The organism is Burkholderia sp. HI4860 (assembly GCF_002223045.2).
Taxonomy (GTDB): Bacteria; Pseudomonadota; Gammaproteobacteria; order Burkholderiales; family Burkholderiaceae; genus Burkholderia.
In genome coordinates this window covers 286,215-312,646 of the sequence record NZ_NKFO02000005.1, presented here as the reverse complement: position 1 = coordinate 312,646, position 26,432 = coordinate 286,215, and the positions used below count along the sequence as shown (strand labels likewise).

24 protein-coding genes are annotated in these 26,432 nt (G+C 66.5%); 13 read left to right on the top strand and 11 right to left on the bottom strand.

Annotated elements, in window-relative coordinates; genetic code table 11:
- Window positions 1-9: 9 nt before the first annotated feature.
- Both CFB34_RS35510 and CFB34_RS35505 read right to left on the bottom strand, forming a co-directional pair.
- Entirely contained in the window at window positions 10-336 is a 327-nt protein-coding gene (locus CFB34_RS35510; RefSeq protein WP_089444348.1) for a hypothetical protein, read from the bottom strand.
- A gap of 6 nt (window positions 337-342) precedes the next feature.
- Window positions 343-885 carry a sugar ABC transporter gene (locus tag CFB34_RS35505; protein ID WP_089444347.1) on the bottom strand — a complete coding sequence of 181 codons (543 nt, stop codon included), beginning with the start codon at window positions 883-885 and terminating at the stop codon, window positions 343-345.
- Window positions 886-1,051: 166 nt separating this feature from the next.
- Between CFB34_RS35505 and CFB34_RS35500 the strand changes: the two genes are divergently transcribed.
- A complete protein-coding gene (locus CFB34_RS35500) occupies window positions 1,052-1,957 on the top strand; it encodes a LysR substrate-binding domain-containing protein (protein WP_089444346.1) in 906 nt (301 codons plus the stop codon).
- 126 nt (window positions 1,958-2,083) lie between these two features.
- Here CFB34_RS35500 and CFB34_RS35495 read toward each other — a convergent pair whose 3' ends face one another.
- Together CFB34_RS35495 and CFB34_RS35490 are read right to left on the bottom strand one after the other, a co-directional pair.
- Window positions 2,084-3,208, bottom strand: coding sequence for a succinylglutamate desuccinylase/aspartoacylase family protein (locus CFB34_RS35495; protein ID WP_089444345.1), 1,125 nt, complete (start codon window positions 3,206-3,208; stop codon window positions 2,084-2,086).
- 45 nt (window positions 3,209-3,253) lie between these two features.
- Entirely contained in the window at window positions 3,254-4,399 is a 1,146-nt protein-coding gene (locus tag CFB34_RS35490) for a succinylglutamate desuccinylase/aspartoacylase family protein (protein WP_089444344.1), read from the bottom strand.
- Between the two features lie 172 nt (window positions 4,400-4,571).
- On the opposite strand from CFB34_RS35490, the gene CFB34_RS35485 reads away from it, so the two are divergent.
- The 6 genes from CFB34_RS35485 (at window position 4,572) to pntB (ending at window position 11,442) form a co-directional block, all read left to right on the top strand.
- The gene (locus CFB34_RS35485; RefSeq protein ID WP_242808758.1) at window positions 4,572-5,846 is read left to right on the top strand and encodes an aminotransferase; all 1,275 of its coding nucleotides are present in this window, start codon (window positions 4,572-4,574) and stop codon (window positions 5,844-5,846) included.
- Window positions 5,847-6,042: 196 nt separating this feature from the next.
- The gene (locus CFB34_RS35480) at window positions 6,043-6,837 is read left to right on the top strand and encodes an ABC transporter substrate-binding protein (RefSeq protein WP_089444342.1); all 795 of its coding nucleotides are present in this window, start codon (window positions 6,043-6,045) and stop codon (window positions 6,835-6,837) included.
- A 52-nt stretch (window positions 6,838-6,889) separates the two neighbouring features.
- Window positions 6,890-7,597: a PAS domain-containing protein gene (locus tag CFB34_RS35475; protein ID WP_089444341.1), complete on the top strand. Its 708-nt coding sequence runs from the start codon at window positions 6,890-6,892 to the stop codon at window positions 7,595-7,597.
- The gene (locus CFB34_RS35470; protein ID WP_089444340.1) at window positions 7,594-7,902 is read left to right on the top strand and encodes a pyridoxal-phosphate dependent enzyme; all 309 of its coding nucleotides are present in this window, start codon (window positions 7,594-7,596) and stop codon (window positions 7,900-7,902) included. The genes CFB34_RS35475 and CFB34_RS35470 overlap by 4 nt, the downstream gene beginning before the upstream one ends.
- A 521-nt stretch (window positions 7,903-8,423) precedes the next feature.
- The gene (locus tag CFB34_RS35465; protein WP_089444339.1) at window positions 8,424-10,016 is read left to right on the top strand and encodes a Re/Si-specific NAD(P)(+) transhydrogenase subunit alpha; all 1,593 of its coding nucleotides are present in this window, start codon (window positions 8,424-8,426) and stop codon (window positions 10,014-10,016) included.
- A gap of 13 nt (window positions 10,017-10,029) precedes the next feature.
- Window positions 10,030-11,442 (top strand): Re/Si-specific NAD(P)(+) transhydrogenase subunit beta, encoded by a 1,413-nt coding sequence (pntB, locus tag CFB34_RS35460; RefSeq protein ID WP_089444338.1) that lies wholly within the window; start codon window positions 10,030-10,032, stop codon window positions 11,440-11,442.
- 244 nt (window positions 11,443-11,686) lie between these two features.
- Here pntB and CFB34_RS35455 read toward each other — a convergent pair whose 3' ends face one another.
- On the bottom strand, window positions 11,687-12,310 hold the full coding sequence (locus CFB34_RS35455; RefSeq protein ID WP_089444337.1) for an ATP-binding cassette domain-containing protein: 624 nt from the start codon (window positions 12,308-12,310) through the stop codon (window positions 11,687-11,689).
- A 172-nt stretch (window positions 12,311-12,482) separates the two neighbouring features.
- Window positions 12,483-12,974 (bottom strand): hypothetical protein, encoded by a 492-nt coding sequence (locus CFB34_RS35450; protein WP_089444336.1) that lies wholly within the window; start codon window positions 12,972-12,974, stop codon window positions 12,483-12,485.
- 386 nt (window positions 12,975-13,360) lie between these two features.
- Between CFB34_RS35450 and CFB34_RS35445 the strand changes: the two genes are divergently transcribed.
- The 4 genes from CFB34_RS35445 (at window position 13,361) to CFB34_RS35430 (ending at window position 17,733) form a co-directional block, all read left to right on the top strand.
- Window positions 13,361-13,798 (top strand): hypothetical protein, encoded by a 438-nt coding sequence (locus CFB34_RS35445; RefSeq protein WP_089444556.1) that lies wholly within the window; start codon window positions 13,361-13,363, stop codon window positions 13,796-13,798.
- 102 nt (window positions 13,799-13,900) lie between these two features.
- A complete protein-coding gene (locus CFB34_RS35440) occupies window positions 13,901-14,350 on the top strand; it encodes a GNAT family N-acetyltransferase (RefSeq protein ID WP_089444335.1) in 450 nt (149 codons plus the stop codon).
- Window positions 14,351-14,461: 111 nt separating this feature from the next.
- Entirely contained in the window at window positions 14,462-15,883 is a 1,422-nt protein-coding gene (locus tag CFB34_RS35435) for an HD domain-containing phosphohydrolase (protein WP_089444334.1), read from the top strand.
- A gap of 80 nt (window positions 15,884-15,963) precedes the next feature.
- Window positions 15,964-17,733 carry a histidine kinase gene (locus CFB34_RS35430; RefSeq protein ID WP_089444333.1) on the top strand — a complete coding sequence of 590 codons (1,770 nt, stop codon included), beginning with the start codon at window positions 15,964-15,966 and terminating at the stop codon, window positions 17,731-17,733.
- Window positions 17,734-17,761: 28 nt separating this feature from the next.
- Here CFB34_RS35430 and CFB34_RS35425 read toward each other — a convergent pair whose 3' ends face one another.
- The 3 genes from CFB34_RS35425 to CFB34_RS35415 all read right to left on the bottom strand — a co-directional run bounded on the left by CFB34_RS35425 (window position 17,762) and on the right by CFB34_RS35415 (window position 22,048).
- Window positions 17,762-18,871 carry an alpha/beta fold hydrolase gene (locus CFB34_RS35425; protein ID WP_089444332.1) on the bottom strand — a complete coding sequence of 370 codons (1,110 nt, stop codon included), beginning with the start codon at window positions 18,869-18,871 and terminating at the stop codon, window positions 17,762-17,764.
- A 257-nt stretch (window positions 18,872-19,128) separates the two neighbouring features.
- Window positions 19,129-20,841 (bottom strand): cobalamin biosynthesis protein CobT, encoded by a 1,713-nt coding sequence (locus CFB34_RS35420; RefSeq protein ID WP_089444331.1) that lies wholly within the window; start codon window positions 20,839-20,841, stop codon window positions 19,129-19,131.
- 4 nt (window positions 20,842-20,845) lie between these two features.
- Window positions 20,846-22,048 (bottom strand): AAA family ATPase, encoded by a 1,203-nt coding sequence (locus CFB34_RS35415; protein WP_089444330.1) that lies wholly within the window; start codon window positions 22,046-22,048, stop codon window positions 20,846-20,848.
- 515 nt (window positions 22,049-22,563) lie between these two features.
- Here CFB34_RS35415 and CFB34_RS35410 point away from each other — a divergent pair.
- Complete coding sequence (locus CFB34_RS35410; protein WP_242808757.1) at window positions 22,564-23,073, top strand: GNAT family N-acetyltransferase; 510 nt, start codon at window positions 22,564-22,566, stop codon at window positions 23,071-23,073.
- Between the two features lie 70 nt (window positions 23,074-23,143).
- On the opposite strand, the gene CFB34_RS35405 is transcribed toward CFB34_RS35410, so the two are convergent.
- The gene (locus CFB34_RS35405) at window positions 23,144-24,367 is read right to left on the bottom strand and encodes an ATP-grasp domain-containing protein (protein ID WP_089444329.1); all 1,224 of its coding nucleotides are present in this window, start codon (window positions 24,365-24,367) and stop codon (window positions 23,144-23,146) included.
- Between the two features lie 49 nt (window positions 24,368-24,416).
- A complete protein-coding gene (locus CFB34_RS35400; RefSeq protein WP_089444554.1) occupies window positions 24,417-25,361 on the bottom strand; it encodes a hypothetical protein in 945 nt (314 codons plus the stop codon).
- Between the two features lie 167 nt (window positions 25,362-25,528).
- Here CFB34_RS35400 and CFB34_RS35395 point away from each other — a divergent pair, with 167 nt between their 5' ends.
- Entirely contained in the window at window positions 25,529-26,404 is an 876-nt protein-coding gene (locus CFB34_RS35395) for a LysR family transcriptional regulator (RefSeq protein ID WP_089444328.1), read from the top strand.
- Window positions 26,405-26,432 lie beyond the last annotated feature (28 nt).

Sequence of the window (26,432 nt, the reverse complement as noted above, 5' to 3'; positions counted from 1 at the left end):
CCGAATCGGCTAATTGCGAGCGTGAATGGTCGACGCGGTGTAACCAAAGCACCGAATGCGTGCGGTGAGGCCGGTGCGGCGAACGATCGCCTGATCCAGCGCGTCCATGAACCGGTTCATGACCTCCGGCGTGCGCGGCGTGCCGACGCGATACCGGATGTCGGCGAAGACGGGATGTCCATGCCCGTGCCGAACCGCCAGGAAAATGACATGGACGTTCTTGAGTTCAGCCTCGAGCACCTGCGTGCAGAGTTCGACGCAATCGCGCGACAGCGCGGCAAGGCTTTCATCAGCCGGCATCCGCGTCGCATCGATCGAGAAAGTGACGTTCGGCATCGCGGTCTACTCCTGCGCAATCGAAAGGGTGCGTGTGCTCGTCAACTGCGCCGTCATCGGCGCGTAAAGGTGAATGCCTTCCGGGAGCACCTCGACAAACTGCGCACTGTTCCGTGGCACGACGGCGAGCCAACGGCGCGCCGGACACTGCTCCAGCGCAACGGCCTGCATGGCCAGCGGGTGGAGGCCCAATCGAATCAGCGAATCGGGGCCGCCGGCGCTCAGGGCGAGAAGTTCATCGTCGTTTACCGCCGGCGCGAAGCCGATATCGCCGTAGAGATTCCGGTGCCAGTCGGTGATGTGTCGTTGCCACTTCGCGAAATTGCCGCCGCCTTTGCGGCGATATTCATCGCCGGTCAGGACATCGAGGCCGTCGATCGTGTGGATCGCCAGATAAACCGGGCAACCGCCGGTGATCGCCTTGAACCGCTGCGACGTGTGAAACCCCGTGACCGAGATCAGCGCGGGCAGCTTTTCAAGGCTGTAGAAGTCGTTCCATTCGGCTTCGCTGTCGAGGTCGGCGAAGCTGCATTCCACGGTATAGATCATGGGATCGTCCTTTGGGCAGGAGGCACATTCATCTGGGGAGGTGTGATGGTCAGTGCGGTAACGTAATGCTAAGCTCGCGATACCGTGCCATAAAACGAAATAAAGTCAGCCTTCAGTGACATTTGCTCAAGCTGATGGCGAACACACTCCGACCAACGAGACGTCCATGTCCCGCAAGATTCCAAGCAATTCCGCGCTCCAGGCGTTTGAGGCCGCGGCCCGACACGGCAGCTTTGCCCGAGCCGCCGAGGAACTGGCGCGGACCGAAGGCGCCGTCAGTCGCCAGATCGGCCGGCTGGAGGCGTTCCTGGGCGTCACGCTGTTCGAGCGGATCGGCAACCGGGTACGGCTGGCGCCGAACGGTGCGCGATACGCGGTGCAGGTTCGCGAGATCCTGGATCGGCTCGAACGGGACAGCCTGTACCTGATGGGGCAGCCGATCGAAGGCGCGAGCCTCGATATCGCCGCCATCCCGACCTTCGCGACGCGCTGGCTGATCCCGCGTCTGAAACGCTTTCAGGACCGGCATCCGAACATCACCGTGCATATCGCCGAGCGGATGGAGCCGTTCCTGCTGGCCGGGAGCGGTTTCGACGCAGCGATTCATTTCGAGCATCCGGCATGGGCGGGGATGCATCCGCATCCGCTGCTGGAGGAAGTGCTGGTGCCCGTCTGCAGTCCGGCGCTGCTCGCCGGCGCCGGGGCGAAGCCGTCGCTGGACGCACTGCCGCGTCTTCATCGGCGACAGAATCCCGACGCGTGGCAGGCCTATGCGCAGGCGGCCGGCATCGTGCTGACCAATTCAGCGGTGGGCGCGCGCTACGACCTCCATTCGATGCTGATCGAAGCGGCGCTGGCGGGCCTGGGCGTCGCATTGGTGCCACGCCTGTACATCGACGCGGAGCTCGAGCAGGGGCGGCTGGTTGCGCCTTGGCCAGAGGGCAAGACGGTGACGAAAAACTTCTGCCTCGTGCTGCCCGAACCGATCGAGCTGGCCGACGGGCCGTTGCGGGCCTTCGCGACCTGGATGCTGGATGAAGCGCGGGGATCGGAGCCGGGCGGTGGTGCGTGACGGGCACCGGTGAATGTGCCGGCCTGCGCAACTGGCGCATGGCGCAACGCCTGAACCTGGCAGGATGCACAGTGCAATATCGGTAAGCGAGACGGGATGCGTTGATGCTCGCCGCTCCGAGAGGGCTTAATCCGGCAAAAGTGCCCCGCTGACGCGCCCCGGAACTTGGTCCTGTCCCGCGATCATTGCAATCCGCTGGCCGGCAAGTACAAAGTGGACATGCATGCGGGCGACGAGCATGCCGTCGATGCTTGCTCGCACCACCGTGCGTGACTCGGCCTGGCCGTCCGTCAAAGCGGTTATCGCGCCGATCTCCGCTCCTCTGGCGACGAAACTGCCGACGGGCGCGCTCCACGTGACGATCCCTGTTCGCGTTGCCTTCAGGTGATCGACCGCCTCGAGGGCAGATATGACAGGAGGCTCGCGGTGCGCCGGTGGTCGGCCGTCGACGACGAAGCCGTCGATTCTCAGGAAGTCGATGAGCGCGCCTGCGTCGCAAGCGGCGAGTGTGTCGGACACGTCCCGCTGGCCCCGTAGTTCGACGACCGCGGCGAAACCCTGTCGCGATCCGCATTGCAGGCCGCATCGCCGGAGAGCAGACCATGCGTCATGAAACGACTGGTCGAACGTGCTGCCACCGGCGCTGTCCTCGAGAAGCAACACGGGAGCATTCAGGCACCGAGATAGCGAGACCGCACGTTGTTCGTGCGCCCAGTTGCCGTACACGTGCATCACGGCAGTTTTGTCGCAGTGCAGATCCAGAACCATGTCGTGCGCAAATGCGCGCCACAGCAAGATCGCCTTCAGATACGCGACCGGATCGCTTCCCTGTTCGGCAGGCCTGGCCAATTCCATCAACCGGTATTTCGCGTCGTCGCGATTCGTCGGGTAGCTTCCGCCTGTGAATTGCCGCACGACTTCCGAACCGATATCGGGGAAGCGGCGATCGAAATTGCCGCTGCCCGCCCAGTCGAACCGACCGGTCAGCGTTCCGCCGACGAACTGTTGCATGCCGACCGGATTGGCCCATGTCATGACGGTGACGCGCCCGGCCAATGCCCGGTCGAATTCGAGCGATTCCAACCTCGCCAGAAGATGCTGGATCACGAGAAGCCCCGGCACTTCACCGGCATGCAAGGCCGCCTGGAAATAGACGGAATGTTCCGCATCCTTCGGGCCGAACGTGTACTCGCGCAGTGTCATCCGCGTCCCGGGCGAGAGATCGGGAAGCGGGAGATCCATGATTTCCATGTTTGGTCCTGGCCTGAGACGAATGGGATGCGTGTCGACGAGCGGTCAGAAATCCAGCAGCAAATTGCCGGGATCGCGACCGACGAGCGGGACATCACCGGCAATCAGTGCCGCGCGTTGTCCCGGACGCACGAGTTTCTGGAGTTGACGCACAACCATCACGCCGTCAATCGGGCTGACAACCGGAACGCGCGAATTGATCTCCGGACCGTCGAGTCGAACGATCTCGGCAAACGTCTCGCCCGCCGCAATCCGGTCCCCAGGGGCGCGCCGATACACGATCACGCCGGCGCAAGGGCAACGAACGTGGGCCGCGCCTTCCAGCGGAAACGCTTCGGGTGACGCGAGTCCTGCGCAGTCGTCGAACGGGTCGGGAAAGGACAGGACACCTTCGGATTCGGCGAAGCGCAGCAATCTTGTGGCATCGGTCGACGCGAGCGCGTCGTTGACGTCCGACTGGCCGCGCAATTCGATCGTCGCGGAAAAGCCGCTCGCCCCGCCGTCGAACAGGCCTGCCCGCTGCAGTTCGCCCCATGCGCCCGAATGGCTCTGATCGAACGCGCCCCCTCCGGCGCTGGCGGGTTCCAGCAGAACGACCGGGGCGTCGACCCACCACGCCACCTTCATTGCGCGTTCACGCTGGAGCGTCGATGCGTAGACGTGGGCGATGGCATCGGTGTCGCAGTGAAGGTCGATGACGATGTCATGCTCGATCGCCAGCCTGGCCAATTCAAGCTTCATCGCGGCCGCCGGGCTCATTGCGTTGCCGCCGTCCAGCAGGCCGCGAAAGAAACGCTTCCACTCGGAACGCTTGAGGCTCGATGCATCGCCTTCGCGCAAACGCTGTGCGACGGCTCGCCCGAGTGCCGGGAAGTTCCTGTTGAAGTTCTCACCGTTCTCGAAATCGAAGCGCCCGACGACAGGGCCAAAGAGCCGCTGCGACAGACCGATCGGATTGGCAAACGGGACGACCGTGACGCAACCGTCGATGCGCCCGTCCCGGTCCAGCGCGTGCAGTGCCTCGAGCATGTGTTGCAGGACAAGCAGGCCGGGATGCTCGTCCGCATGCAGGCCGGCATGGAAATAGATGCTGCGGCCGTGATCGATATTGCCGAACCGGTGCGCCGTCAGGCTGAGCGCAACCCCTGGCGCCGGCGACGGCAGGGGAATCTCGATGCGTCGATAGGTCATGCGTGGTTTCCTCTCGTGTGGTTCGGTGCCGTGGGAGAGCGGGCACCGACCGGGTGCTCGTTCGTCGATCCCCGGCTGGATCCGGGTTCCATGATTGAAAAATGGATTTTTCAGTCTACTATGGACATTTGAGTTTAGGAAGCGGATACTTTGGGCAGGTTGTCCCACAGGAATGTCGGGTCGCAGTGGAATTCGCGATCGGGCAACAGGCGGAAGCCGCCTGCAACGGAGATGTCGCGCCGGCTGGAGTGCTGACCTACTCGTTTTCTATACACGCGGCCGATGGCAGACCGCGCAATCCATATCAAAGGAACGGACTGACATGAAAATCAAGGAATTCGGTGTCGAGCGCTGGATGGATCTCTACGAGCACCACTGCGCCTACAACCTTGCGGAAACGTGTGTCGAATCGCTGACCGTCGACCAGTTGCTCACGCTGACCGGTCGTCAGGAGTCCGTACTCGACGACCTGCGGCCGATGAAGCTGACGTACGGCGCGATCGAAGGGACATCCCGGCTGCGCGAGGCGATCGCTCGCACGTATTCGAAGCAGTCGGCGGCGAACGTGATCGTGACGCACGGTGCAATCGGCGGAAATGCATTGATCTACGAAACGCTCGTCGAACCCGGCGACACCGTCGTTTCAGTCATGCCGACTTATCAGCAGCACTACTCGATTCCGGAGAGCTATGGCGCAAACGTCAAGGTCCTGAAGCTCCGCGAAGAGAACGGCTTCTTGCCGGATCTTGCCGAACTCGAGTCGCTCGTCGACGGAAAAACGCGCCTCATCGCCATCAACAACCCGAACAACCCGACAGGATCGCTGATGGACGAAGCCTTTCTGAGCAAGGTCGCGGAGATCGCTCGCCGTTGCGATGCCCATGTCCTTTGCGACGAGGTGTATCGCGGCACGGATCAGGAGGGCAGCGGGTATAGCGCGTCGATCGCGGACCTCTACGAAAAGGGCATCAGCACGGCCAGCATGTCGAAGACCTATTCGCTTGCGGGGTTGCGTCTGGGCTGGATTGCCGGTCCGACCGACCTGATTCGGGCAGTCGCCGTCCATCGCGACTACAACACCATCAGCGTGGGGATGATCGACGACTACTTCGCCACCCTGGCGCTCGAGCACCGCGATGCGATCATGAAGCGCAATCTCGATATCGTCCGCACCAATCTCGCGATCCTCGAGGCGTGGGTCGACCGGGAGCCCGCGATTTCCTGGATCAAGCCGAAATCGGGCACGACCGCGCTGCTGAAATATGCGTTCGACATGCCGTCGCGTGAGTTCTGTGTTGAATTGCTGGAGGCGACGGGTGTGATGTTCACGCCGGGGAGCGCGCTCGAGATGGAAGGTTACGTCCGGATCGGTTATGCAAACCACCGCGATGTCCTCGAGAAGGGGCTGGCACGCGTATCGGATTACCTGCGTACGAAGGCAAGCTGACGGGCACGGGTATCGACCCGCGGATACCGGTGCCGAGGCGGCGCCGGATCCTTCATTCGAGCCCGACTAAAAAGTACATGACGATCAATCGACGTCGACGGCAAGGCGGTCGGTCATTCCGGTCGCTTGCCTGAAGACGCGACGTGCTCGCTGCACCGATCGTTGCATGGACCTAACCTGGTGTGAGGAGACGGTGATGAGGAAGCAAGGTGTTCGAGCGGTGTTCGGGGTTGCGCTTGCGGCGATGGCGATGTGGGGAGAAGGGGTTCAAGCGGAAGGCGTCAAGACCATTCGGTTCGGCCTGGAAGCCGCGTACCCCCCGTTCGAATCAAAGGCGACGTCCGGACAGCTCGAGGGCTTCGACATCGACCTCGGGAATGCGCTCTGCGCACAACTGAAGGCGAAATGCGTGTGGGTGGAGAATGCCTACGACGGCTTGATTCCCGCGTTGCAGGCGCGCAAGTTCGACGCAATCGATTCGGCGATGAACATCAACGCGAAACGGGCCGAACAGGTGGATTTCACGGTGCCGCTGTATCTGACGCCGGCCCAGCTCGTCGCGCGCAAGGGCAGCACGCTGCGGCCGACGCCCGAGGCACTCGCGGGGCATAGCGTCGGCGTGCTGCAGGGGTCGATCCAGGAACAGTACGCGAAACAGATGTGGGCGCCGAAGCATGTGAGCGTCCAGAGCTATCAGACCCAGGACGAGGTGTATGCGGACCTGGTGATGGGGCGTATCGACGCGACGTTCGTGGACGCGACGGCGGCGAGCCTCGGGTTCCTGAGCAAACCGAACGGAAAGGATTTCGCATTCGCCGGGAACCCCGTCAATGATGCGAAAATCATCGGCACGGGTGTCGGCATTGCGGTGCGCAAGGGCGACCACCCGCTTCGCGAGGCGCTCAATGGGGCATTTGCCGAACTCAAGCGCAACGGCACCTATCAACAGCTTCTGAAAAAGTATTTTACGGTGGACCTGGCAGTGCATTGACCGGAGACGGACGTGTACTGCGTCAGGTCTGCATCGATTTGGAAAAACAGACATGAGCAGAGCACCATCGCCCGCCAACGGATCCACCGGCAAGACGGGCGATCGAACCAGGACGAGCGCGACGAAGCGCGGCAAACGGCAGGCGGGTACGGGGCAGGTCGCCCCGCACCACGCGGTTGCCGATGCGATCGCGCTACTGTTCCAGCCTTATACGGAAGTCGTGCTGCACGACCTCTCGACGCAAACGGTCGCATACGTTGCGAACAATTTGTCCAAGCGGGAGGTGGGCGACGATTCGGCACTCGAGGAAATCGGTTTCGACGAACAGGAGAATGTGATCGGCCCGTACGAAAAGCTCGGCTGGGACGGTCGCAAGATCCGCTCGATCAGTGCCGTGTTGCGGACCGAGTCGGGTGAGCCTGTCGGGGTCATGTGCATCAATTTTCACCAGGCCGCGCTCGATCAGGCAAAGCAGGCACTCGAACTATTGCTGTCGAGCGCGGTGCTGCAGCCGCAACCGGAGAAGCTGTTCCGCGACGATTGGCAGGATCGGGTGAATGTCTTCCTCGATCACTGGCTGCAGGAGCGCAAGCTCACGTTGTCGATGCTGACACGAGAGCATAAGCGTGAACTCGTCGCGGCGTTGTATGCGGAAGGCGCATTCAACGGAAAGAGCGCCGCGAACTATGTCGCAAAGGTCCTGGCGTTGGGGCGCGCGACGATCTTCAACTATCTGAAGGAGCTCAGAGGTGAAGGGTGACGGAGCGTTTGTTTGACCGGATCGAGAAAGCACATCGCGCGATTCGCCCTCAGGCGGCGGTGACGCCCCTGGCGTTCAGCCCGATGCTGTCCGCGGTCTCCGGGCGTCGCGGATATCTGAAGTGCGAGCACCTGCAACATGCAGGCTCGTTCACGTTTCGCGGCGCCACGAACCCGGTGCGGCTCCCGGATGCGAAGACGCGGCGGAACGGCAAGACCGCTGAGGCTTCACCGGGAGCGTTTTCATCGGTCTTCCCGTGTCCTGACGAAAATCAGTTCGACGAGTCAGTCAGCATTCTCCATTAAACTCGCCGGCACCGAAGCGCGTCAGCCACACGGATTATGTCGTTGGCGCGCGACAAATGGCATTGTTCCGGTAAGCAAGGGGATTCGCGATGAAACCGATTCCGGTGCTCGTGTGCCGATCGCCGATTATTCACGTTTCAAACGGATTCACGTGCTGGCGGCCCGTGCCGCGCGGTTCCGGCCGGTGAGCGCGAGGGTGCCCGCCTCGTCGTGTCCAGACAGGGGATTCATGGATTGAATGCGCGCCGATTCAAAAGATAAATTTTGGAAAGACTCTGGCACGGGATATGCTTGACGGGTTTTATCCGCTCGGAACCTGCGCCGGATATTCGTCAGCATAATCAGGCAGGAGCATGAACTGGTTTGCCCTGACAACACCATCGATTAGAGGATCGATCGTTTGTGAAATTCGCGCGGGAGTGCCAAGCTGCGCGCGGAGCAAGGTCGTACACGGATTGAGTTGGGTGACGTGAAACGCAGGCCGTAATTCCTCGCGACGGCCACTACTGACAGTTCAGGATATGACATTACAGATTGGGGTCCCTCTGGAGACGGCCCACGAGGAGCGGCGCGTAGCGACCGTTCCCGACGTGGTCGAAAAGCTGATCAAGCTCGGGTTCTCGGTGGCCGTGCAAAGCGGCGCCGGCACCGGCGCGAACTTCAGCGACGACGACTACCGCACGGCCGGCGCCGAAGTCGTGCCCACGGCCGCCGATCTATGGGGCCGCAGCGACATCGTCCTCAAGGTGCGCCCGCCGAGCAGCGATGAAGTCGCGCTGATGCGCGAGGGCGGCACGCTGATCGGCTTCGTCTGGCCGGCCCAGAACCCTGAACTGATGCAGCAGCTGGCCGCGAAGCGGGCCACGGTGCTGGCGATCGATTCGCTGCCGCGCACGCTGTCGCGCGCGCAGAAGATGGATGCGCTCACGTCGATGGCCGGCGTGAGCGGCTACCGCGCCGTCATCGAGGCGGCCCATGCATTCGGCCGCTACTTCAACGGGCAGATCACGGCCGCGGGCAAGGTGCCGCCGGCCAAGGTGTTCATCGCCGGCGCGGGCGTCGCCGGCCTCGCGGCGATCGGCACGGCCGCGGGCCTCGGCGCGATCGTGCGCGCCAACGACACGCGCGCGGAAGTGGCCGACCAGGTCAAGTCGCTGGGCGGCGAGTTCGTCAAGGTCGACTACGAGGAAGAAGGCTCGGGCGGCGGCGGCTACGCGAAGGTGATGAGCGAAGGCTTCCAGCAGGCGCAGCGCGCGATGTACGCGCAGCAGGCCAAGGAGGCGGACATCATCATCACCACCGCGCTGATTCCCGGCAAGCCGGCGCCGAAGCTCATCACGGCCGAGATGGTGCAGTCGATGAAGCCGGGTAGCGTGATCGTCGACATGGCCGGCGAACAGGGCGGCAACTGCGAACTGACGGTGCCGGGCGAAGCCGTGGTGCGTCATGGCGTGACCATCGTCGGCTACACGGATCTCGCGTCGCGCCTGGCACGACAGTCGTCGACGCTGTATGCGACCAACCTGCTGCGCGTGGTCGAGGAGCTGTGCAAGGGCAAGGACGGCACGATCAACGTCGACTTCAGCGACGACGCGATCCGCGGCCTCACGGTCATCAAGGAAGGCAACGTCACGTGGCCGCCGCCGCCGATCCAGCAGCCGGCCGCCGCCCCGAAACCCGCCACGCCGCCGGTCGCGGCAACCGCGTCCAAGGGCCACGGCCACGGCAGCGGCGCGCCGATGTCGGCGAAGTCGCTCGCCATCACGTTCGCGGTCGGCGCACTGTTGTTCCTGCTGGTCGGCCAGTTCGCGCCGGCCACGTTCCTCGCGCACTTCACGGTGTTCGTGCTGGCCTGCTTCGTCGGCTACATGGTGATCTGGAACGTCACGCCGTCGCTGCATACGCCGCTGATGAGCGTCACCAATGCGATCTCGTCGATCATCGCGATCGGCGCGCTGGTGCAGGTCGCGCCGCCGTTGGGCGACGCGGCGGCGGAGGGCCGTCCGTCCGGGCTGATCCTGGGCCTGGCGGTGGGCGCGCTGACGCTCACGGCCGTCAACATGTTCGGCGGCTTCGCGGTGACGCGACGCATGCTGGCGATGTTCCGCAAGTAAGGAGACGATAACAATGACTTCCAATCTGACTACCGTCTCCTACATCGGCGCGGCGATCCTCTTCATTCTCAGCCTCGGCGGGCTGGCCAATCCCGAAACCGCACGGCGCGGCAACCTGCTCGGCATGATCGGCATGCTGATCGCCGTGCTCGCCACGGTGCTCGGCCCGCGCGTGTCGGCCGAGGGCATTCCGTACATCGTGGCTGCGCTGGTCGTCGGCGGCGCGGTGGGGCTCTACGCCGCGAAGAAGGTGCAGATGACGCAGATGCCCGAACTGGTTGCGCTGATGCACAGCCTGGTCGGCCTGGCGGCGTGCCTGGTGGGCTTCGCGAGCTACATCGATACGTCGGTGCAGTACACGGGCGCGGAGCACGCGATCCACGAAGTGGAAATTTATGTCGGCATCCTGATCGGTGCGGTGACCTTCGCGGGCTCGGTGATCGCGTTCGGCAAGCTCTCCGGCAAGATCGGCGGCAAGCCGCTGCTGCTGCCGGCCCGGCACTGGCTCAACCTGGCCGCGCTGGTGGTGGTGATCGTGTTCGGTCGCGCGTTCCTGCATGCGGAGACGGTCCAGGACGGCATGACGCCGCTCATCGTGATGACGGTGGTGTCGCTGCTGTTCGGCATACACATGGTGATGGCGATCGGCGGCGCGGACATGCCCGTCGTGGTGTCGATGCTCAACAGCTACTCGGGCTGGGCGGCAGCCGCCACCGGTTTCATGCTCGGCAACGACCTGCTGATCGTGATCGGCGCGCTGGTGGGCTCGTCGGGCGCGATCCTGTCGTACATCATGTGCCGCGCGATGAACCGCAACTTCATCAGCGTGATTGCCGGCGGCTTCGGTACGGGCAGCGGTGCGCCCGCGGCGGCCGGCGGCAGTGCGCAGCCGGCCGGCGAAGTGGTGGCGGTGAGCGCGCTGGAGACGGCCGAGCTGCTGCGCGATGCGAAGAGCGTGATCATCGTGCCGGGGTACGGGATGGCCGTGGCGCAAGCCCAGCACACCGTGCATGAACTCACGAAGGTGCTGCGCGAGAAGGGCGTCGACGTGCGTTTCGCGATCCATCCGGTGGCCGGGCGCATGCCGGGGCACATGAACGTGCTGCTCGCCGAAGCGAAGGTGCCTTACGACATCGTGATGGAGATGGACGAGATCAACGGCGACTTCCCCGAAGCCGACGTGTCGATGGTGATCGGCGCGAACGACATCGTGAACCCGGCGGCGCAGGAAGATCCGGCCAGCCCGATCGCCGGCATGCCGGTGCTCGAGGTGTGGAAGGCGAAGACCTCGATCGTGATGAAGCGCAGCATGGCGTCCGGCTATGCGGGCGTCGACAATCCGCTGTTCTACAAGGACAACAACCGGATGCTGTTCGGCGACGCGAAGAAGATGCTGGACGAGGTGTTCGGCGCGTTGAAGGCCTGACGGCGCGCATGGCCCGGTGCGTGCGCGGGGCGAACGACAACCGGCTGCGGTGTTGGACAGTCGGTTGATCGGGGCCCGGCGCGCCGGGTAGGCGCATCGCGACGGTCACGGAAGTGCGGGGCGGGTGGGTCCGTTTCGCACTTCCTTCCATAAAATGACGGCGATCGATTGTCGATGCGCCGATCTCCCTCCGCCAGCCACCACGCTGGATCCTTCCCCGCGATTGCGCCCGCGACGCTACCGTCTATCCCGCGAATCCAAGCTCCGCAAAAGTGACGACCCTTGCGTCGCACGCGCGCGCCAACGCCGGATCGTAAGTCGAAAAAAAGACGACACGGTCTGCAGCCAGTGTCTTGAACAGATCGATCAGCACCGCACGCGACGCGGCATCGAGCCCGCTGTCCGGATCGTCGGCGATCACGACGGCGGGCGCGCCGAGCGTCGTCGCCGTCAGGAACAGTTTCTTGCGCGTGCCGAACGACATCTGCTCGAAGCGCTTCTCAAGATGCGGGCCGAGCCCGAATCGATCGGCCAGCTCGAGCGTGCGGGCGTCGACGACGGTCTTCCTGCCGGCCGCCACGAGATCGAGAAACGCGCGCCCGGTCTGGAGCGGATAGGCGAGGCAATCGTCAGGCACGTATGCCAGCGCGGATTTCGCATCGTGCGGCGCGGTGCGCAGCGAATGGCCGCCGATCCACACCTCGCCCTCGTCCGCGTCGAGCGTGCCCGCGAGCATGGCGAGCAACGTCGATTTGCCACTGCCGGTTTCGTCGCACAGCGCGACGCATCCGGCGCCGGATGCGTAGTGGAGTCCGTTGAAGATGACGCGCTTGTCGTAGCGCTTGCCGAGATTGTCGAAGCGGAGCATGGGTCGGTAGTCAAACGAAAATTCGCCGGGTGAGCGCGACCGACATCACGGTCGGCAGCATGCCCGGCAACACGGAGGGTCGGGACGCGTAGCGTGGCGGCCGATAGTGTAATGCGACACGCGACGCGCCCGCGGCCACGTGCCGTCAGTGAAGAACAGCAGCGGGCGATTCCTACTTGCTCTCGTCCAGCGCATCGTTCCAAATCTTCGCGCCCTGCTGATGTGAAGCAATGCCGTTGAAGAATGAGTCAATGGCGGCGCCGATATCAAAGTCATCACACTTGTCCCACAAGATGAGTTTGGGCTTGTGTACACGGAAGTTGCCGCTGCTCTTCGGTGTGTATGCCACCGCAATGGCCGCCTTTGCCCACGGGAAAGCGTAGGAACGCGCTTCCAAAATGATCGCGTCAACCTTTTTGCCCTCTGGCGTGGCGATCCGGCCGTCGTATGCCAGCACACCGTCATTTGCATTGAACGGGTCGCTCTCGAGCTGCTTTCGGCCGTGCTCGACTGCCTCGCCTACGTCATCGAACACCAGCCGCTCGAATTTTCGCTGACCATCGTCAGTCTGAAATGCCATCATCGGGACAAGGCCATCTGCGTCGGAGATACACCAGACGGCATGCGCAGCAACAAAACCAGCGAGTTCAAAGGCGGTGAGCATGTTGGTGGGGCGGATAGGTTGGGGGTTGGGCGCTCATGTGACTGCGAAAGGTTGCCTTGGCGGCCCGAGTTCGCCCGCGGCCCGCAAGGGTGCACTCGACGTCGGCCATCGAGTCAGTTGCAGGCGATCTCGGCCAACAGCCAATTGTAGAACGGTGCCGCCTGCAAGCAAATTCAGGCGCATCCCCCAGGATTGGGCGATCGTTTCCCAACCCGCACGTGCTGTTACGCCGAAAGTCGAGGCACGCGCGTCATACGGCTCGGGTATGCTGGATGAATGCCGTTCGGACGACCGACCCGCACGGCAAAACTGCACACAATCACCGCGATTGCATCGCAATCACCGGCCGCACCGGGCCGATTTCAACTTCGGAACAGGAACTCGACATGGCAGAACTGGACAACGCGCTGTACGAACGGATCGGCGCGCTGAGCGACGCGGGCGATGCATTGATGGAAGAGGGCGACTACGCAGGCGCGCTCGAGAAATTCTGGGCGGGATTCGACCTGCTTCCCGAACCCAAGACCAACTGGGAAGCCGGCACCTGGTTGATGGCCGCCATCGGCGACGTGAATTTCCATCAAGCGAACTACGCGGCCGGACGCGACAATCTCGCCCAGTCGATGCATTTCCCCAACGCGATCGGCAACCCGTTCCTGCACCTGAGGCTGGGTCAGTGCCAGTTCGAGCTGGGCGATCTCGACCGCGCGGCCGACGAGTTGATGCGCGCCTATGCGAGCGGCGGGCCGGAGCTGTTCGAGGACGAGGACGGCAAGTATCTGCGATTCCTGGCGACGCGAGCCGACGGCATCGAGACGCCCTGACGCGCGTGGTTCGTGCCGCCTGCCCGCCGGCCGGCGTCGCGAGCAGGCTTCGACGCCCGCGCCGGGATGCTGGGCGTTTCTCCGCATGAGCGCAACTTGCCAATGAACCTGACCTTTCCACTCGTCACCCGATCCGACGCCGAGACGCTGGTCGCCATCCGCATCGCCGCGATGCGCGACAGCCTCGAGCGCATCGGCCGCTTCGATCCCCAGCGTGCGCGCGACCGGTTTCTCGCGTCGTTCGATCCGGCGCGATGCCGCTTCATCGAAGTCGACGGCGTGAACGCGGGCTTTTTCGTGGTGCGGCCGCAGGACGATCACTGGCTGCTCGACCATCTGTACATCGTGCCCGAGCATCAGGGACAGGGGATCGGCGCGGCCGTGCTGCGCAGGATCCTGGCCGACGCCGACTCGCAGCGCATGCCCGTTCGCGTCGGCGCGCTGCGCGGCAGCGATTCGAACCGCTTCTATGCGCGGCACGGCTTCGTGCAGGCCGACGAAGCGGAGTGGGACATCTACTACGTGCGCGCACCGGGTTCGGCGACGGGGTAGCTCGCAGCCGCGGTGCGATCCGGGCGAGCACATCAGCGTTTTCCCGGATACGGAATGCGCGGCGCATGCCGTTGATGCAGAGAGACTATAAATACATGGTCCGAGGCCATCATGACGACATCTGCAACAAACGGACTGAATGCGGTATCGCCTGAAACGACCGGGGCGGCAGCGACATCCGACGATGCGGGTGGCGTACCGTCGATCCTGCTGGTCGACGACGAGCCGAGCGTGCTGTCGGCGCTCAGGCGCGTGTTCCGTCCCGCCGGCTACGCGATCCTGACCGCGGAAAGCGGCGAGGCGGCCCTCGAGGTCCTGGCGTCGACCGAAGTCGACCTGATCGTGTCCGACATGCGGATGCCGGGCATGAGCGGCGCGGAGTTCCTGGCCCGCGCGCGAGCGCTCTACCCGGACACGATGCGCATCCTGCTGACCGGCTATGCGGAAATCGCGTCGGTCATGCAGGCCGTCAACGACGGCGGCGTCTATCGCTACCTGAACAAGCCGTGGGACGATCACGACCTGCTGCTGACCCTCGAACAGGCGCTGGAGCAACGGCGCCTGCGGCGTGAAGCGGCCCGGCTGGCCGCGCTGACGGAAGCGCAGAACGAAGCGCTGCGCCGGTTCAACACGGAACTCGAAACGCAGGTGCGCGCACGCACGGAGGAGCTCGGCCAGACCGTGATGTTCCTCGAAGCCGCGGAGCGCGACCTGAAAAGCAGCTTCACCGCGATGGTCCAGGTCTGCGCGAGCATGATCGAGATCCGCTGCGGGTCGGCCAGCGGTCATGCGATGCGGGTCGGCGAGATCGCGCGGCGGCTCGCGTTGGCGTCCGGGATGAGCGAGCTGCATGCGCAGGACGTCTATTTCGCGGGGCTGCTGCACGGCATCGGCAAGTTGTCGCTGCCGGACGAATTGCTGCGCAAGCCGCTCGCGAAGATGACGGCGGAAGAGCACGGCCTGTTCCTGCAGCATCCGCTGCGCGCGCAGATGGTGCTGACACCGGTGGCGCAACTGCACAAGGTCGCGTCGATCGTGCTGCACCAGTACGAGCGCTTCAACGGACGCGGCACGCCGGACGGCCTGGCGGGCGACGCGATCCCGCTCGGCTCGCGAATCCTGGCGATCGCGCGCGACTTCGAAGGGCTGCGCAATGGCGACATCGGGGCGCCGCATTCGGTCGAGCAGGCGCTCGACGCGTTGCGCTCGCAGGCCGGCGTGCGTTACGACCCGCGGATCGTCGACGGCCTGATCGAACTGATGCGGGACCCGGCGAGCCTCGGCATCGCGGCGTCGGTCGCGGAGATCAAGTCCGCGCAGCTGCGCGAAGGGATGCAGCTCGCCGACGATCTGCGCACGCATCGCGGCGTGCTGCTGATGACCAAGGGCAGCGTGATGTCGGCGCACCAGATCGAGCTCGTGCGCCGCTTCGAGACGCGCGAGGGGACGTCGTTCGACATCCTCGTGCTGGCCGGCCAGGCCGCGGCGAAGCCGGCGCCGGGCGCGCCGACTGCGGGCGCGGCGCCGGCCTGAGCCCGGCCGCGCGGCCTGATGGCCGCGGTGCACGACGGCGCGCCGCGGCAACGCACTCACCTCGATCCGGGTGCTCGATCATGCACGGCACCTACCATCTCCCGCTCGTCCTGCTGTCGCTCGCGATCGCGACGCTGGCCTCCTATACGACACTCGACCTGGCCGCCTTCATTGCGCTGCTCGACAACCCGAAGCTCAAGCATGCGTGGCTGGGCGGCGGCGCGGTGGCCATGGGCACCGGCATCTGGTCGATGCATTTCGTCGGCATGCTTGCGTTTTCGCTGCCGATTCCGCTCGGCTACGCATGGCCGGATACGGCCGCGTCGCTGGCGATTGCCGTGCTCGTGTCGTACTTCGCGCTGACCGTCGTCACGCGCGCACGGCTGGGCTGGCGGCGGCTGCTCGTCGGCGGCGTACTGATGGGCGCCGGGATCGCCGGCATGCATTACGCGGGGATGGCCGCGATGCACATGCAGCCCGGCATCCGCTACGATGCCGTGCTGTTCACCGCGTCGATCGGCATCGCGGTGATCGCGTCGACGGCCGCGCTCTGGATCGCACAGGCGTTGCGCGCGCAGCAGGCGCGCCATGCGACCGCCCAGCGGGTCGGTGCGGCTTTCATCATGGGTGTCGGCATCACCGGCATGCACTACACGGCGATGGCGGCCGCGCATTTCGCGCCGGACGCGCGGTGCGGGGCCGCGAACGGGGTCGACACGCCGTGGCTCGCGACGACCGTCGCGCTGTTCACCACGGGAACCCTCGTCGTCACGCTGTTGCTGAGCCGCTTCGATGCGCGCACAACCTTTTTGCGCGGGATGACTGATACGCTCGAGCGGCTCGTGCGCTTGCGCACCGTCGAACTCGAACGCGCGCTGCACCGCTACGAGCAGACGACGGCGATGCTGCAGCGCACGCGCGAGAACATGGCGACCGAGATCGACGAACGCAAGGCCGCGCAGGCGCGGCTCGAACAGGAGAAGGACGAGCAGCGGCGCTTGCTGCATGCGCTCGAGGAAACCCACGTGCAGCTGCTGCAGTCGGAAAAGCTCGCGTCGATCGGTCAGCTCGCGGCCGGTGTCGCGCACGAGATCAACAATCCGATCGGCTTCGTCAGTGCGAACCTCAACACGTTGAAGATATGGGTGCGTAGCCTGCTCGACGTGATCGCCGCGCATGAAGCCGCGCTGCCGCAGCTCGGCCCGGCCGCGCGCGACGCGCTGGCGGCGACGGGCCGCGCGGCGGATCTGGACTATGTGCGCGGCGAGATCGGGACGCTGATCGACGAATCGATCGACGGCGCGCTGCGCGTGCGGCGCATCGTGCAGGACCTGCGCGATTTCTCGCGTCCGGCCAGCGACGAGTGGAGCGTGGTCGATCTCCGCGCGGGCCTGGAAAGCACGCTCAACGTCGTCCACAACGAACTCAAGTACAAGGCCGACATCGTGCGCGATTACGGCGACGTGCCGCAGGTCGAATGCCTGCCGTCGCAGTTGAACCAGGTTTTCATGAACCTGCTGGTGAACGCGGCGCACGCGATTCCCGAGCGCGGCGTGATCACGATCCGCACGTCGAGCGACGGCGAGCAGGTGTCGATCGCGATCAGCGACACCGGGACGGGGATGACGCCCGACGTCGTCCGGCGGATCTTCGATCCGTTCTTCACGACGAAGCCGGTCGGGCAGGGCACGGGGCTGGGCTTGTCGGTCTCGCACGGCATCGTCAAGCGCCATCACGGCACTATCGACGTGACGAGCGAGCCCGGGCGGGGCACGACGTTCTGCGTCCGGATACCGATACGGCGCGCCGGCGATCGCGAAAACACGGCGGAGCTGGCGCACCGGGCGTGATGCCACGGGCCGGCGCGGTGGTTGCACGTCAGCGCAGCCGCTTGCGGCGTTGGCGACGAAAGAAATGCCAGAACATCGCGGTGGCGTCCGGCCCCGTGGCGGAGTGAAACGGCTCGCGCGGGTCGCCGCCGCTCCACGCATGCGGCAGCCGGCGGACGATGCAGACCCTGACGACGAGACGCCCGGCCTTGAGGTAGTCGACATAGTCGGCATCGTCGCGCGCATAGGTGCGCTGCTCGCCCACCCGTATCGCGCCGTGCTCGTCGACGAGCCGGTTGAGCCGCGCGAACGCGATGCCGAGCTGCGTCGCGTTCCGGTCGGTCACGACCGTATCGAGTGCGCCGTGCATGACGAGGGCCGGCATGCCGGGATAGGACGCGACGTCGGCGCAGGCCTCGACCGCGCGGATCGCGTCGTCGCGCAGGCCGCGACGCATCAGGTTCATCGCCGCCAACGCCGACGACGGCGGGGCGATCGCCGGGCCGGAGTGCAGGCCGACGGCCGCGAAGCGGTCGGGATACCGGATCGCCAGTGCCGCGGCGAGCCCGGCTCCGGCGGACATGCCGGCCAGGTAGATCCGGTCGCGGTCGAAGCCGTGCTGTCGCACGATGGCGTCGACCAGCGACGTGACGGCCGCGGCTTCCGACTCCGTCGCGTCGCCATGCCAGTGCCAGCAGCGGTGCGCATGCGCGGTCTTGGCTTGCTCGGGGAACAGCACGGCGAACCCCGAGCGCTCGGCGAGACGGCACATGCGCGTGCCCGCGGCAAACGATTCCGCACTCTGCTTGCAGCCGTGCAGCATGACGACGACCGGCATGCCGGCTGTCGTCGCTGGTGCGGTGGGGAGATACAGCGCGTAGGCGAGATGGTTCACGTAGCGGCCGGCGCTCGGGCCGGCGGAATGAAACGAGCGGAGCCACGTGCCGGGCGCCTTGTCCGCCGGGGCGCGAGCGGGATGCGCGGTGCCGGTGCCGGTGCGTCGGGCGGGACGCACGGTGACGGCCGGCCGGGCGACGGGCTTGACCGCCCGCTTGGCGGCCGGCCGCGGCTTGCTCGTGCGCTTCGTCGGGCGCGCGCCGGCCGCGACGGAGAGCAGTTCGAGGGGCCGCAACCAGAGGCTGGTTTTTTTCCTGGGCATGTACAGTTTCGTGCCGGCGGCCGACCGTGGCAGGAAGATGCGGCCGACTCCGCCGTCGCGTTGACAATCGAAAGGAGGCGCGGAGCAAGGATCGTGCTGCCGGCCGCGTGCACATCGAAACCGGTCGGCCGGTCGAATGCAACGGAACGCGGGTTGCTGCGTACGCGTGGCGATTCGAGCCGGCCATCGGCGATGCTAACCGTCCGATGTGACGCGCCCGCGAATCGAAGCGGGCTTCGACCCTGTCGCGCGCGCGGCTAGCGCCGATCCAGCAGTGTATCGCTCAATACGCTGAACGCCGCGCCCGGCAACTCGTGCAGATGCTCGACCACGCTGCTGACCGGATAGAAGGTTTCCACCGCATCGTCGAGAATCCCGACACCGATCAGTTCGACGCGCCGCTCGCGCAGCGCATCGACGCGGGCACGCAGGTCGGTGCGCAGGATCGCCGGGTTGCCGTCGCCGGTGGCCGGATAGCCGTCCGACAGCACCATCAGGATTCGCCGCCGCGCCCGCTTCGCCAGCAGCCGTTCGGCGGCCCAGCTCAACGCCTCGCCGTCAGGATTCTCGTGGCCGCATTCGATGCACGCGAGGCCGCTCGGATTGTCGGAATCGAACCGCTTGTAGACGCGCAGGTCGAGCCGTTCGACGAACCGGTTATAGCCGAACGTGTCGCGGCCCGCGTCGATCCAGCGCTGGTAGTGCGCGCGCATCGCCGCGTCCTCGACGGAGCTGTAGCCGAGCACTTCGCATGCGAAGCCGAGCTGCGTCAGCGCATCGCACAGCGCTGCCGCGCACAGCGTGGCGAGTTCGATCTTCCTGCCGGCCATCGACCCGCTGCAATCGATCAGCAGGCTCACAGCCGCGTCGCGCCCGGGTGCGGCGCGCCGGACGCGGAATGGCGTGCGATAGCCGGGCGACGTGACGAGGCGGGCGAGCGACATCCGGTCGAGCTCGCCGCGTTCCTGTTCGCGTTTCCAGCGCGTCTGCTCGTCCACTTTCAACGCGCGTTCGAGTTTCAGCTTGAGCGGCTCGGTCTGCGCGCGGGCCGCGCTTCGCAGGCGGTGCCAGCGCGCCGGTTCGCCGTTGCCGGTGAAGTCCGTCACCGTGTCGAACGCGGTGGTCAGCGGGACCGACAGCAGCGGCCGGTTGTCCGCGGACAGGCGGATCGTGCCGGGCGGCATCGCGTCGCCCGGCGTCGGTGCTTCGGTGGACGATGCCGTGTCGGCGATCGCCCCGGCGCCCGATTCGGCGGAAACGGGCGCACGGGAGTCGTCCGGCGCGTGCTGGCCGTCCGATTCGAATTCGGCGGCGATGCTGTCGCTGTCGATCGTGCTGCCCGGATCGGCGGTGAACATCATGTTGTTCGCACCGGCCGACGCCAGCGCGCGCACGCGTTCGACGATCCGGTGCGCGGCGCGGATGCTGTCGGCGGTCGATGTGGCTGCGCGCGCTGCGTCGATGAGATCGCCCGCTGCGGCCATCGTCGCGTCGAGCGACGGCACACGCTCGATGGCAGGCAGCGGTTCGTCCCAGAGCGCCCGTTCGATGCGCCACACCAGCTTGTCGCGCCACGCCATGCGCGGCCACCGATGCAGCGTGTCGGCGGCCGTCGTCGCGCGCATCCGCCGCAGGAAGGTCATCGCGCCGGGATAGAGCGCGGCGAGGCGGCCGGCCGCGCGCCGGTCGTCGATCGTCTGCGCAATGGCCCGCACCGCGGGCGACGACAGTGCGGCAATGTCATCGATCGCACCGAAGCGGATGCGCGCCGCGTAGAGGTCGACGAGGCCGGTGATCGCATCGTCGTCGACGTCGTCGTCGCCGGCAAGCAGCGTGTCGGGCAGCACCAGCAGGTCGCGCTGCGCGACGGGCGCGTGACGCGCGAACCGCACCTCGAGGCCGTGCCGTTGAGCGAGCGTGCGGGCCAGCCGGGTCAGGTGGAGCGACCGTGCGTCGTCGTCCCGGTCCATCGCGTCAGGCCTCGACGTCGATGTAGTGGCGGATGATGCTACGGATCAGGTCGGCGTCTTCCGTGCCGACCTTCGCATAGATCGTCGGGCCGGCGGCCGATTCGGGATCGCCGGTGCGCAGCATCAGCTCGGCCCAGTCGATCAGGCGCCGCGTCGAGAACGCGCTGGCCAGATCCTCGCGGACGAACGCGGCGCGGCAGTCGGCCGCGATGGCCGCGAGCGTGTCGGCCATCGCCGCGGTCATGGCCGGGCCGAACGTGCGCTGCAGCACGCGCGCCTCGTCGGGCGGCGGCAGGTAGTCGAGGCGGTAGACGCGCCAGCGGTCGAGAAACGCCTCGTTCATCACGTTGGCGCCCTGGTACAGATGGCGGAACTGCCCCATCGCGCCCACCGCATTGGCGGTCGCGAACAGCCGGAACGACGGATGCGGGACGACGATCTCGTTGCCCTTCTCCTTCAGCAACAAGCGGCCCGCCGGTTCGAGCACGGCGGTCAGTACCGCGAGGATCGCCGGTTCCGCGAAGTCGATCTCGTCGACGATGAGCCACAGCCCGTCACGCATCGCGGTCGGCAGCACGCCGTCGACCCAGATCGTCTCGCCGCCCTTGACGGTCCAGAACCCGACGAAGTCGCCGACCGTCGTCTGCCCGTTCATGTTCGAGCGCAGCACGCCGTGGCCGGTCAGCGCGGCGGCCTGCTCGATGAGGCTCGTCTTGCCCGTGCCGGTGTGGCCGATCAGCAGGATGCGCCGGTTCTCGACGATGTCTTCCAGCACGTTCGTCACGCGCGCGGTGAACAGGTAGGCCGGGTTCAGCGGCGGCACGAGCGGCCCGCCCGGGCCGCGCGGCATCGGCACGCCGCCCACCTGCGCGACGTGGGCCGCGTCGCCGGCTGCCGCCGGTCGCGACGCGTGCGCGCTTCGCAGCGCCTGCATGAACGCGCCGCGATGAGCGGGCGCCGCGCGATCGCCGGCTTCACGCTGGACGAAACCTTCCCGGATCCACTTGTGCAGCTTCGCATCGAGGTTGTCCGCATCGACGACCGTATCGACCGAGGTGCTGCCGTCAGGCCGGTGATGCTGGATGCGGTACAGGTGCGCGCGTTCGGCGCGGCTGACGATCCATTGCCCGGCGGACGGGTCCGCCGGTTGACGATAGACGCCGAGTACCGACGGGGCGGAAGAGGTGGAATCAGCGGGTGCGTTCATGGTGGCGAGCGAGAGTGGACGGCTGGCGCTTCATGCCTGCGATGCATCGCGTCGATTGTATATTTTTGCCGTGAACGGCGACATTCGCGCGGGAATCGATCCGCTGCGATCCGGGGCGGAGCAGGCGGCGGGTCGTTGCGCCAAATCGGGGGCGCGCCGGGGGCAATGCGCTGCAGCACGATCTTTCGGTTTCCTTGCTACGCCTCGAACCACGTTTGCCGTGCTGATTCGTCTGCAGCGGAGCGGCTCGTTGGTAGGGGGCGGCCACGCTCATGCATGCGAAGGTCGATCGACCCCGTTCGGCCTTGCGCCGATCTCCCGGGTTTTTCACGAAAACAACCCGTCATGTCGAATCGCGTTCCGCCACACCTTGATCAATCGGGTGGAATGTCAGTACCGTAGCAGGCTTGATCGTCGAGCTACCATCGCGTGTCGCTGGGCAGCCCGGCATGACATCCCATTGCGCGCCGGCTGATGACGCTGGCGAAGGAGTGTTGAACGTGACGGCGACAGGCGTGGACAAGGTGACGATTCGTCGTGCCAGCGCACTCGATGCCCCGGCCGTGCTGGCGATCTTCGACGACGTGATTGCGTGGTTCGTCTCCATCGGCAACGACGGGCAATGGGGTCGCGAGCCCTGGTCGACGCAACCCCGGCGGATCGCGCTCGTGACCGACGCCTGCGCGCTGCCCGACGCGTGGGTGGCAGAAGATCAGGACGGCCGCGTCCTCGGCGCATTGATCCTCGGCGAGTCGATGCCCTACGTACCGCCCGCGACCGAGCCGGAAATCTACGTGCGTGTGCTGGTGGCGTCGCGCGATGCGCGGGCGCGGGGTATCGGCCGGCGCCTGATGGCCTTCGCGGACGAGCGTGCCCGCGCGGCCGGGGTCGCGCGCTTGCGGGTGGACTGCTATGGCGGCGGGACCGGCGCGCTGGTGCGTTTCTACGAGTCGTGCGGCTATGAGCGAATTGCACCCTTCGACGTGGAAGGGTGGCCGGGGCAGTTGCTGGGGCGTCGTTTGTGACGGTGCCTGACCGAAGCCACGCGGCACGGCGGCTTGCGGCCGAGCCCGGGAAGGCATCGAGTCGATCGACTTACGCCTGGCCGGAAACGGTGGGCTGCCCGACGGGCTGCCCGTGGGCCGACGAACCGGAATGCGCGGGCGCACCCTCCACACCGTGCGCGACCGGCAGCGCCACCCGCACATAAAGAAACGCACGCCGCTCGCGATCGGGCAGCACCTGCGGCCCGTAGCTGATCGTGACCGTGCCGTCGTGAATCTCACCCGCCTGCGCGAAACGCCACGCGCGGGGATCGCTGTCGAGCAGGAATTCGGCGCGCGCATACGCATGCGGTTCGAACAGCACGGGAATCTCCACCGGGCGTCCGTCGAGCTTGTCGAGCAACGCTTCGGCCACGTTGAAGCCATAGGCGTCGCGCACGATGTCGCAGATGAAGCTGCCCGCGATGCGCGGATTCAGTTCGATCACGTGCGGCACGCCGTCGTGCACGATGCAGTCCAGGTGCACCGGCCCCCAGGTCAGCCCGGCGGCCGCCGTGGCGCGCGACCCGACGTCGATCAGTGCGCGCAGCGTGCTTGCATCGAGGTCGAGTTCGGACGTATAGCCGCGCTCGAGAAAGCCCGCCCCGTGCCGTTTCAGCTTGCGCAGCGCGCCGACGTACCGGCCGTCGAAATACTCGACGCAGTATTCGCTGCCGCTCAGGAATTCCTCGATCACGACGCGCTCGGTCGCGCGCGCTTGCGCGTCGGCTTGCCCGGCGGCGAGGGCGTCGAGCTGCGCACGGACCTCGGCGATGCTCTCGCAGCGCCGCACGCCGTCGCTTGCCGAGCCTTCCGACGGCTTGACGACGACCGGGAAACGCAGCGGGTCGGCCGCGGCCGCGAGCGCCGCCGGCGCGGCCAGCGTGCCCGTGACGAATTGCGCGGCGGGGATGCCGTGCGCGGCGAGCAGCGCCTTCTGGTTCGACTTCGACACCGCGTGCGCGACGTGGCGCGCATCGGGGCCGGGCAGGCCGAGCGTATCGGCGACCCACGCGGCGGTGCGCGCGTAGGTGTCGTGCGCGGTCGTCACGCGCAGCGTGTCGAGCGCGTCCGGATAGCGCGTGCGCAGCCAGCCGGCGAGCTGGCCGGCATCGGGTTCGAGGTTGATCGTCTCGACGCCCGCCGGAAAGACGCCGTCGAGACGGTGCCCAGGGGCGGTGATCACGGTCACGGCCACTTGCCGCGCAAGCGCGCCACGCACGAGCGCGAGGCTGCTGCCGGTGGCGCGGGCGCCGATCACGATGAGTCGCTTCATGCTGGATCCTTGATCGAAGGCGGAAGAAGGGAGCGGCATCGCGTGCCGGCTAGCGCGCACGGCGGCGCAGGCGCTGTGCTTCGAGGCGCGGCAGCAGATGCTGGACGACGCGCGGCAGCGTGTAGATCGGCAACTGCGCGCAGGTGAACACGAGCGCCATGGTGGGCGTCGCGGCGAGCCCGAGCGCGGCCCACATCAGGCCAACGTTGCGATTGGCGACGATCAGCGCGACATTGAGCCGCGTGCGGACATCGCCGGGCGTGAGCCCGTACGCGATGACCTGGAAGCCCGCGTTGACGGCGAACGCGAGGGCGATCGCGCTCAGCGCGCGGTGCGGCGCATCGATGATCGATTGCTGCATGCCGGCCATCGTGCCGAGCGCGAACACCAGCAGCGCGGCGACGACAGTCGCATCGATCGGCGTCGCATAACGATCGAGCCGTGAGCCGGCGAAGCGCCGCACGAGCAGTGCGACGCCCTCCGCGCTGCCGATCAGCAGCGCGAGCCGTAACGCGAGCGTCAGAGGGGAAATCGACACGGCCGCATCGTGGCTGAACCAGGCCGTCAGCAGCGGCGCGGTGAGCGGCACGAACACCATCGACGCGAGGGTCGCGACGAGCGCGACGCTGGCATCGAGCGACAGCATCCGCGCGATCGTCGACGTGCCGCTCGACGGCGGTGCGCAGTACGCGATCACCAGCGCGACGACCCAGTCGTACGGCATGCCGGCGAGCCGTGCGGCGATGCCGAGCGCGACCGGGCACGCGATCATCGTCGCGGCGGGCAGCAGCAGCGACACGGCCGGCCGCCGCGCGACCGCGCGCACCGCGCTGGGCTCGACGCGCAGCAGCGTGCCGAGCACGAACAGGAACACGGTGACGGGCATCAGCGGCCGCGCGAGATCCGCGAGCGGCGGCACCAGCAGCCCAAGACAGACGCCGCACGCGAGCACGGTCGGGCCGCGCCGCACCAGCGCGGCGATCAGCGTGCGCACGGGCACGCCTCGGAGCGACGGCGGACGGTCGTGCGACCTGGGCAGGCGGAGAAGGGCATGCGGATTCCTCGGGAGCGGGCCGTCGGGCACCGGGTATCCGCAAGGCTAATCCGGAATTTTGGCGAAGTAAAATGATATTACCGCGATCAGTAACAAGAGAAAGTGATATGAACATCCCTCTGCTCGAAACCTTCCGGGCCGTCGTTCAGGAAGGCAGCGCGCTGCGCGCGGCCGAACGGCTCGGCTGCACGCAGTCGAACGTCACCGCGCGGCTGCGCCTGCTCGAAGCGTCGCTCGACGCGCCGCTGTTCGACCGGCACGGCAAGCGGCTGGTGCTGAACGACGCCGGGCGCCGGCTAATCCCGTATTGCGACCGCATCCTGCGCCTCGTCGACGAAGCGACGCAGGTGGTGCGCGAAGCACCGGTCGCGCGCAGCTTCCGGCTCGGCTCGATGGAAAGCACGGCGGCCACGCGGCTGCCGGCGCTCGCCGCTGCGCTGAAGGCGCGCGACCCGGCACTCGGCCTGGCGGTGCAGATCGGCAGCGAACCGGATCTGGCCGACGCGCTGCTGCGCGGCCGGATCGACGCCGCGCTCACCGCGCGCGCGGTCGTGCGCCCCGGGTTGCGCTACGAGCCGGCGTTCGCCGAAGAGATGGTGCTGGTGAGCGCGACCACGGCCACGCGGCGGCAGGTGCTGGCCGACCACCCGGTGCGGCTGCTCGCGTTTCACGACGGCTGCCCGTATCGCGCGGTCGCGGAGCACTGGCTGAAGGCGCGCGGCATCGCGATCGAGTCGGTGGCGTCGTTCGGCACGTTCGGCGCGATCCTCGGCTGCGTGGCGGCTGGCATGGGCGTCGCGATCCTGCCGAAGCGGATCACGACCGAGCACGTGGCGCGCAAGGAACTGCGCGCGCATGCGTTCGACGATCTCGACAGTGTGACGACTTATCTCGTCACGTCCGAAGCAGCGCCCGAGCTGCCCGAGCTCGAGACATTGCGCGCGGTGCTGGGGCGTCAGGCGGGGGCGTTGCTCGGGCGCTAGCGGCGCGCAACTCGGCGCGCGCCTCGGC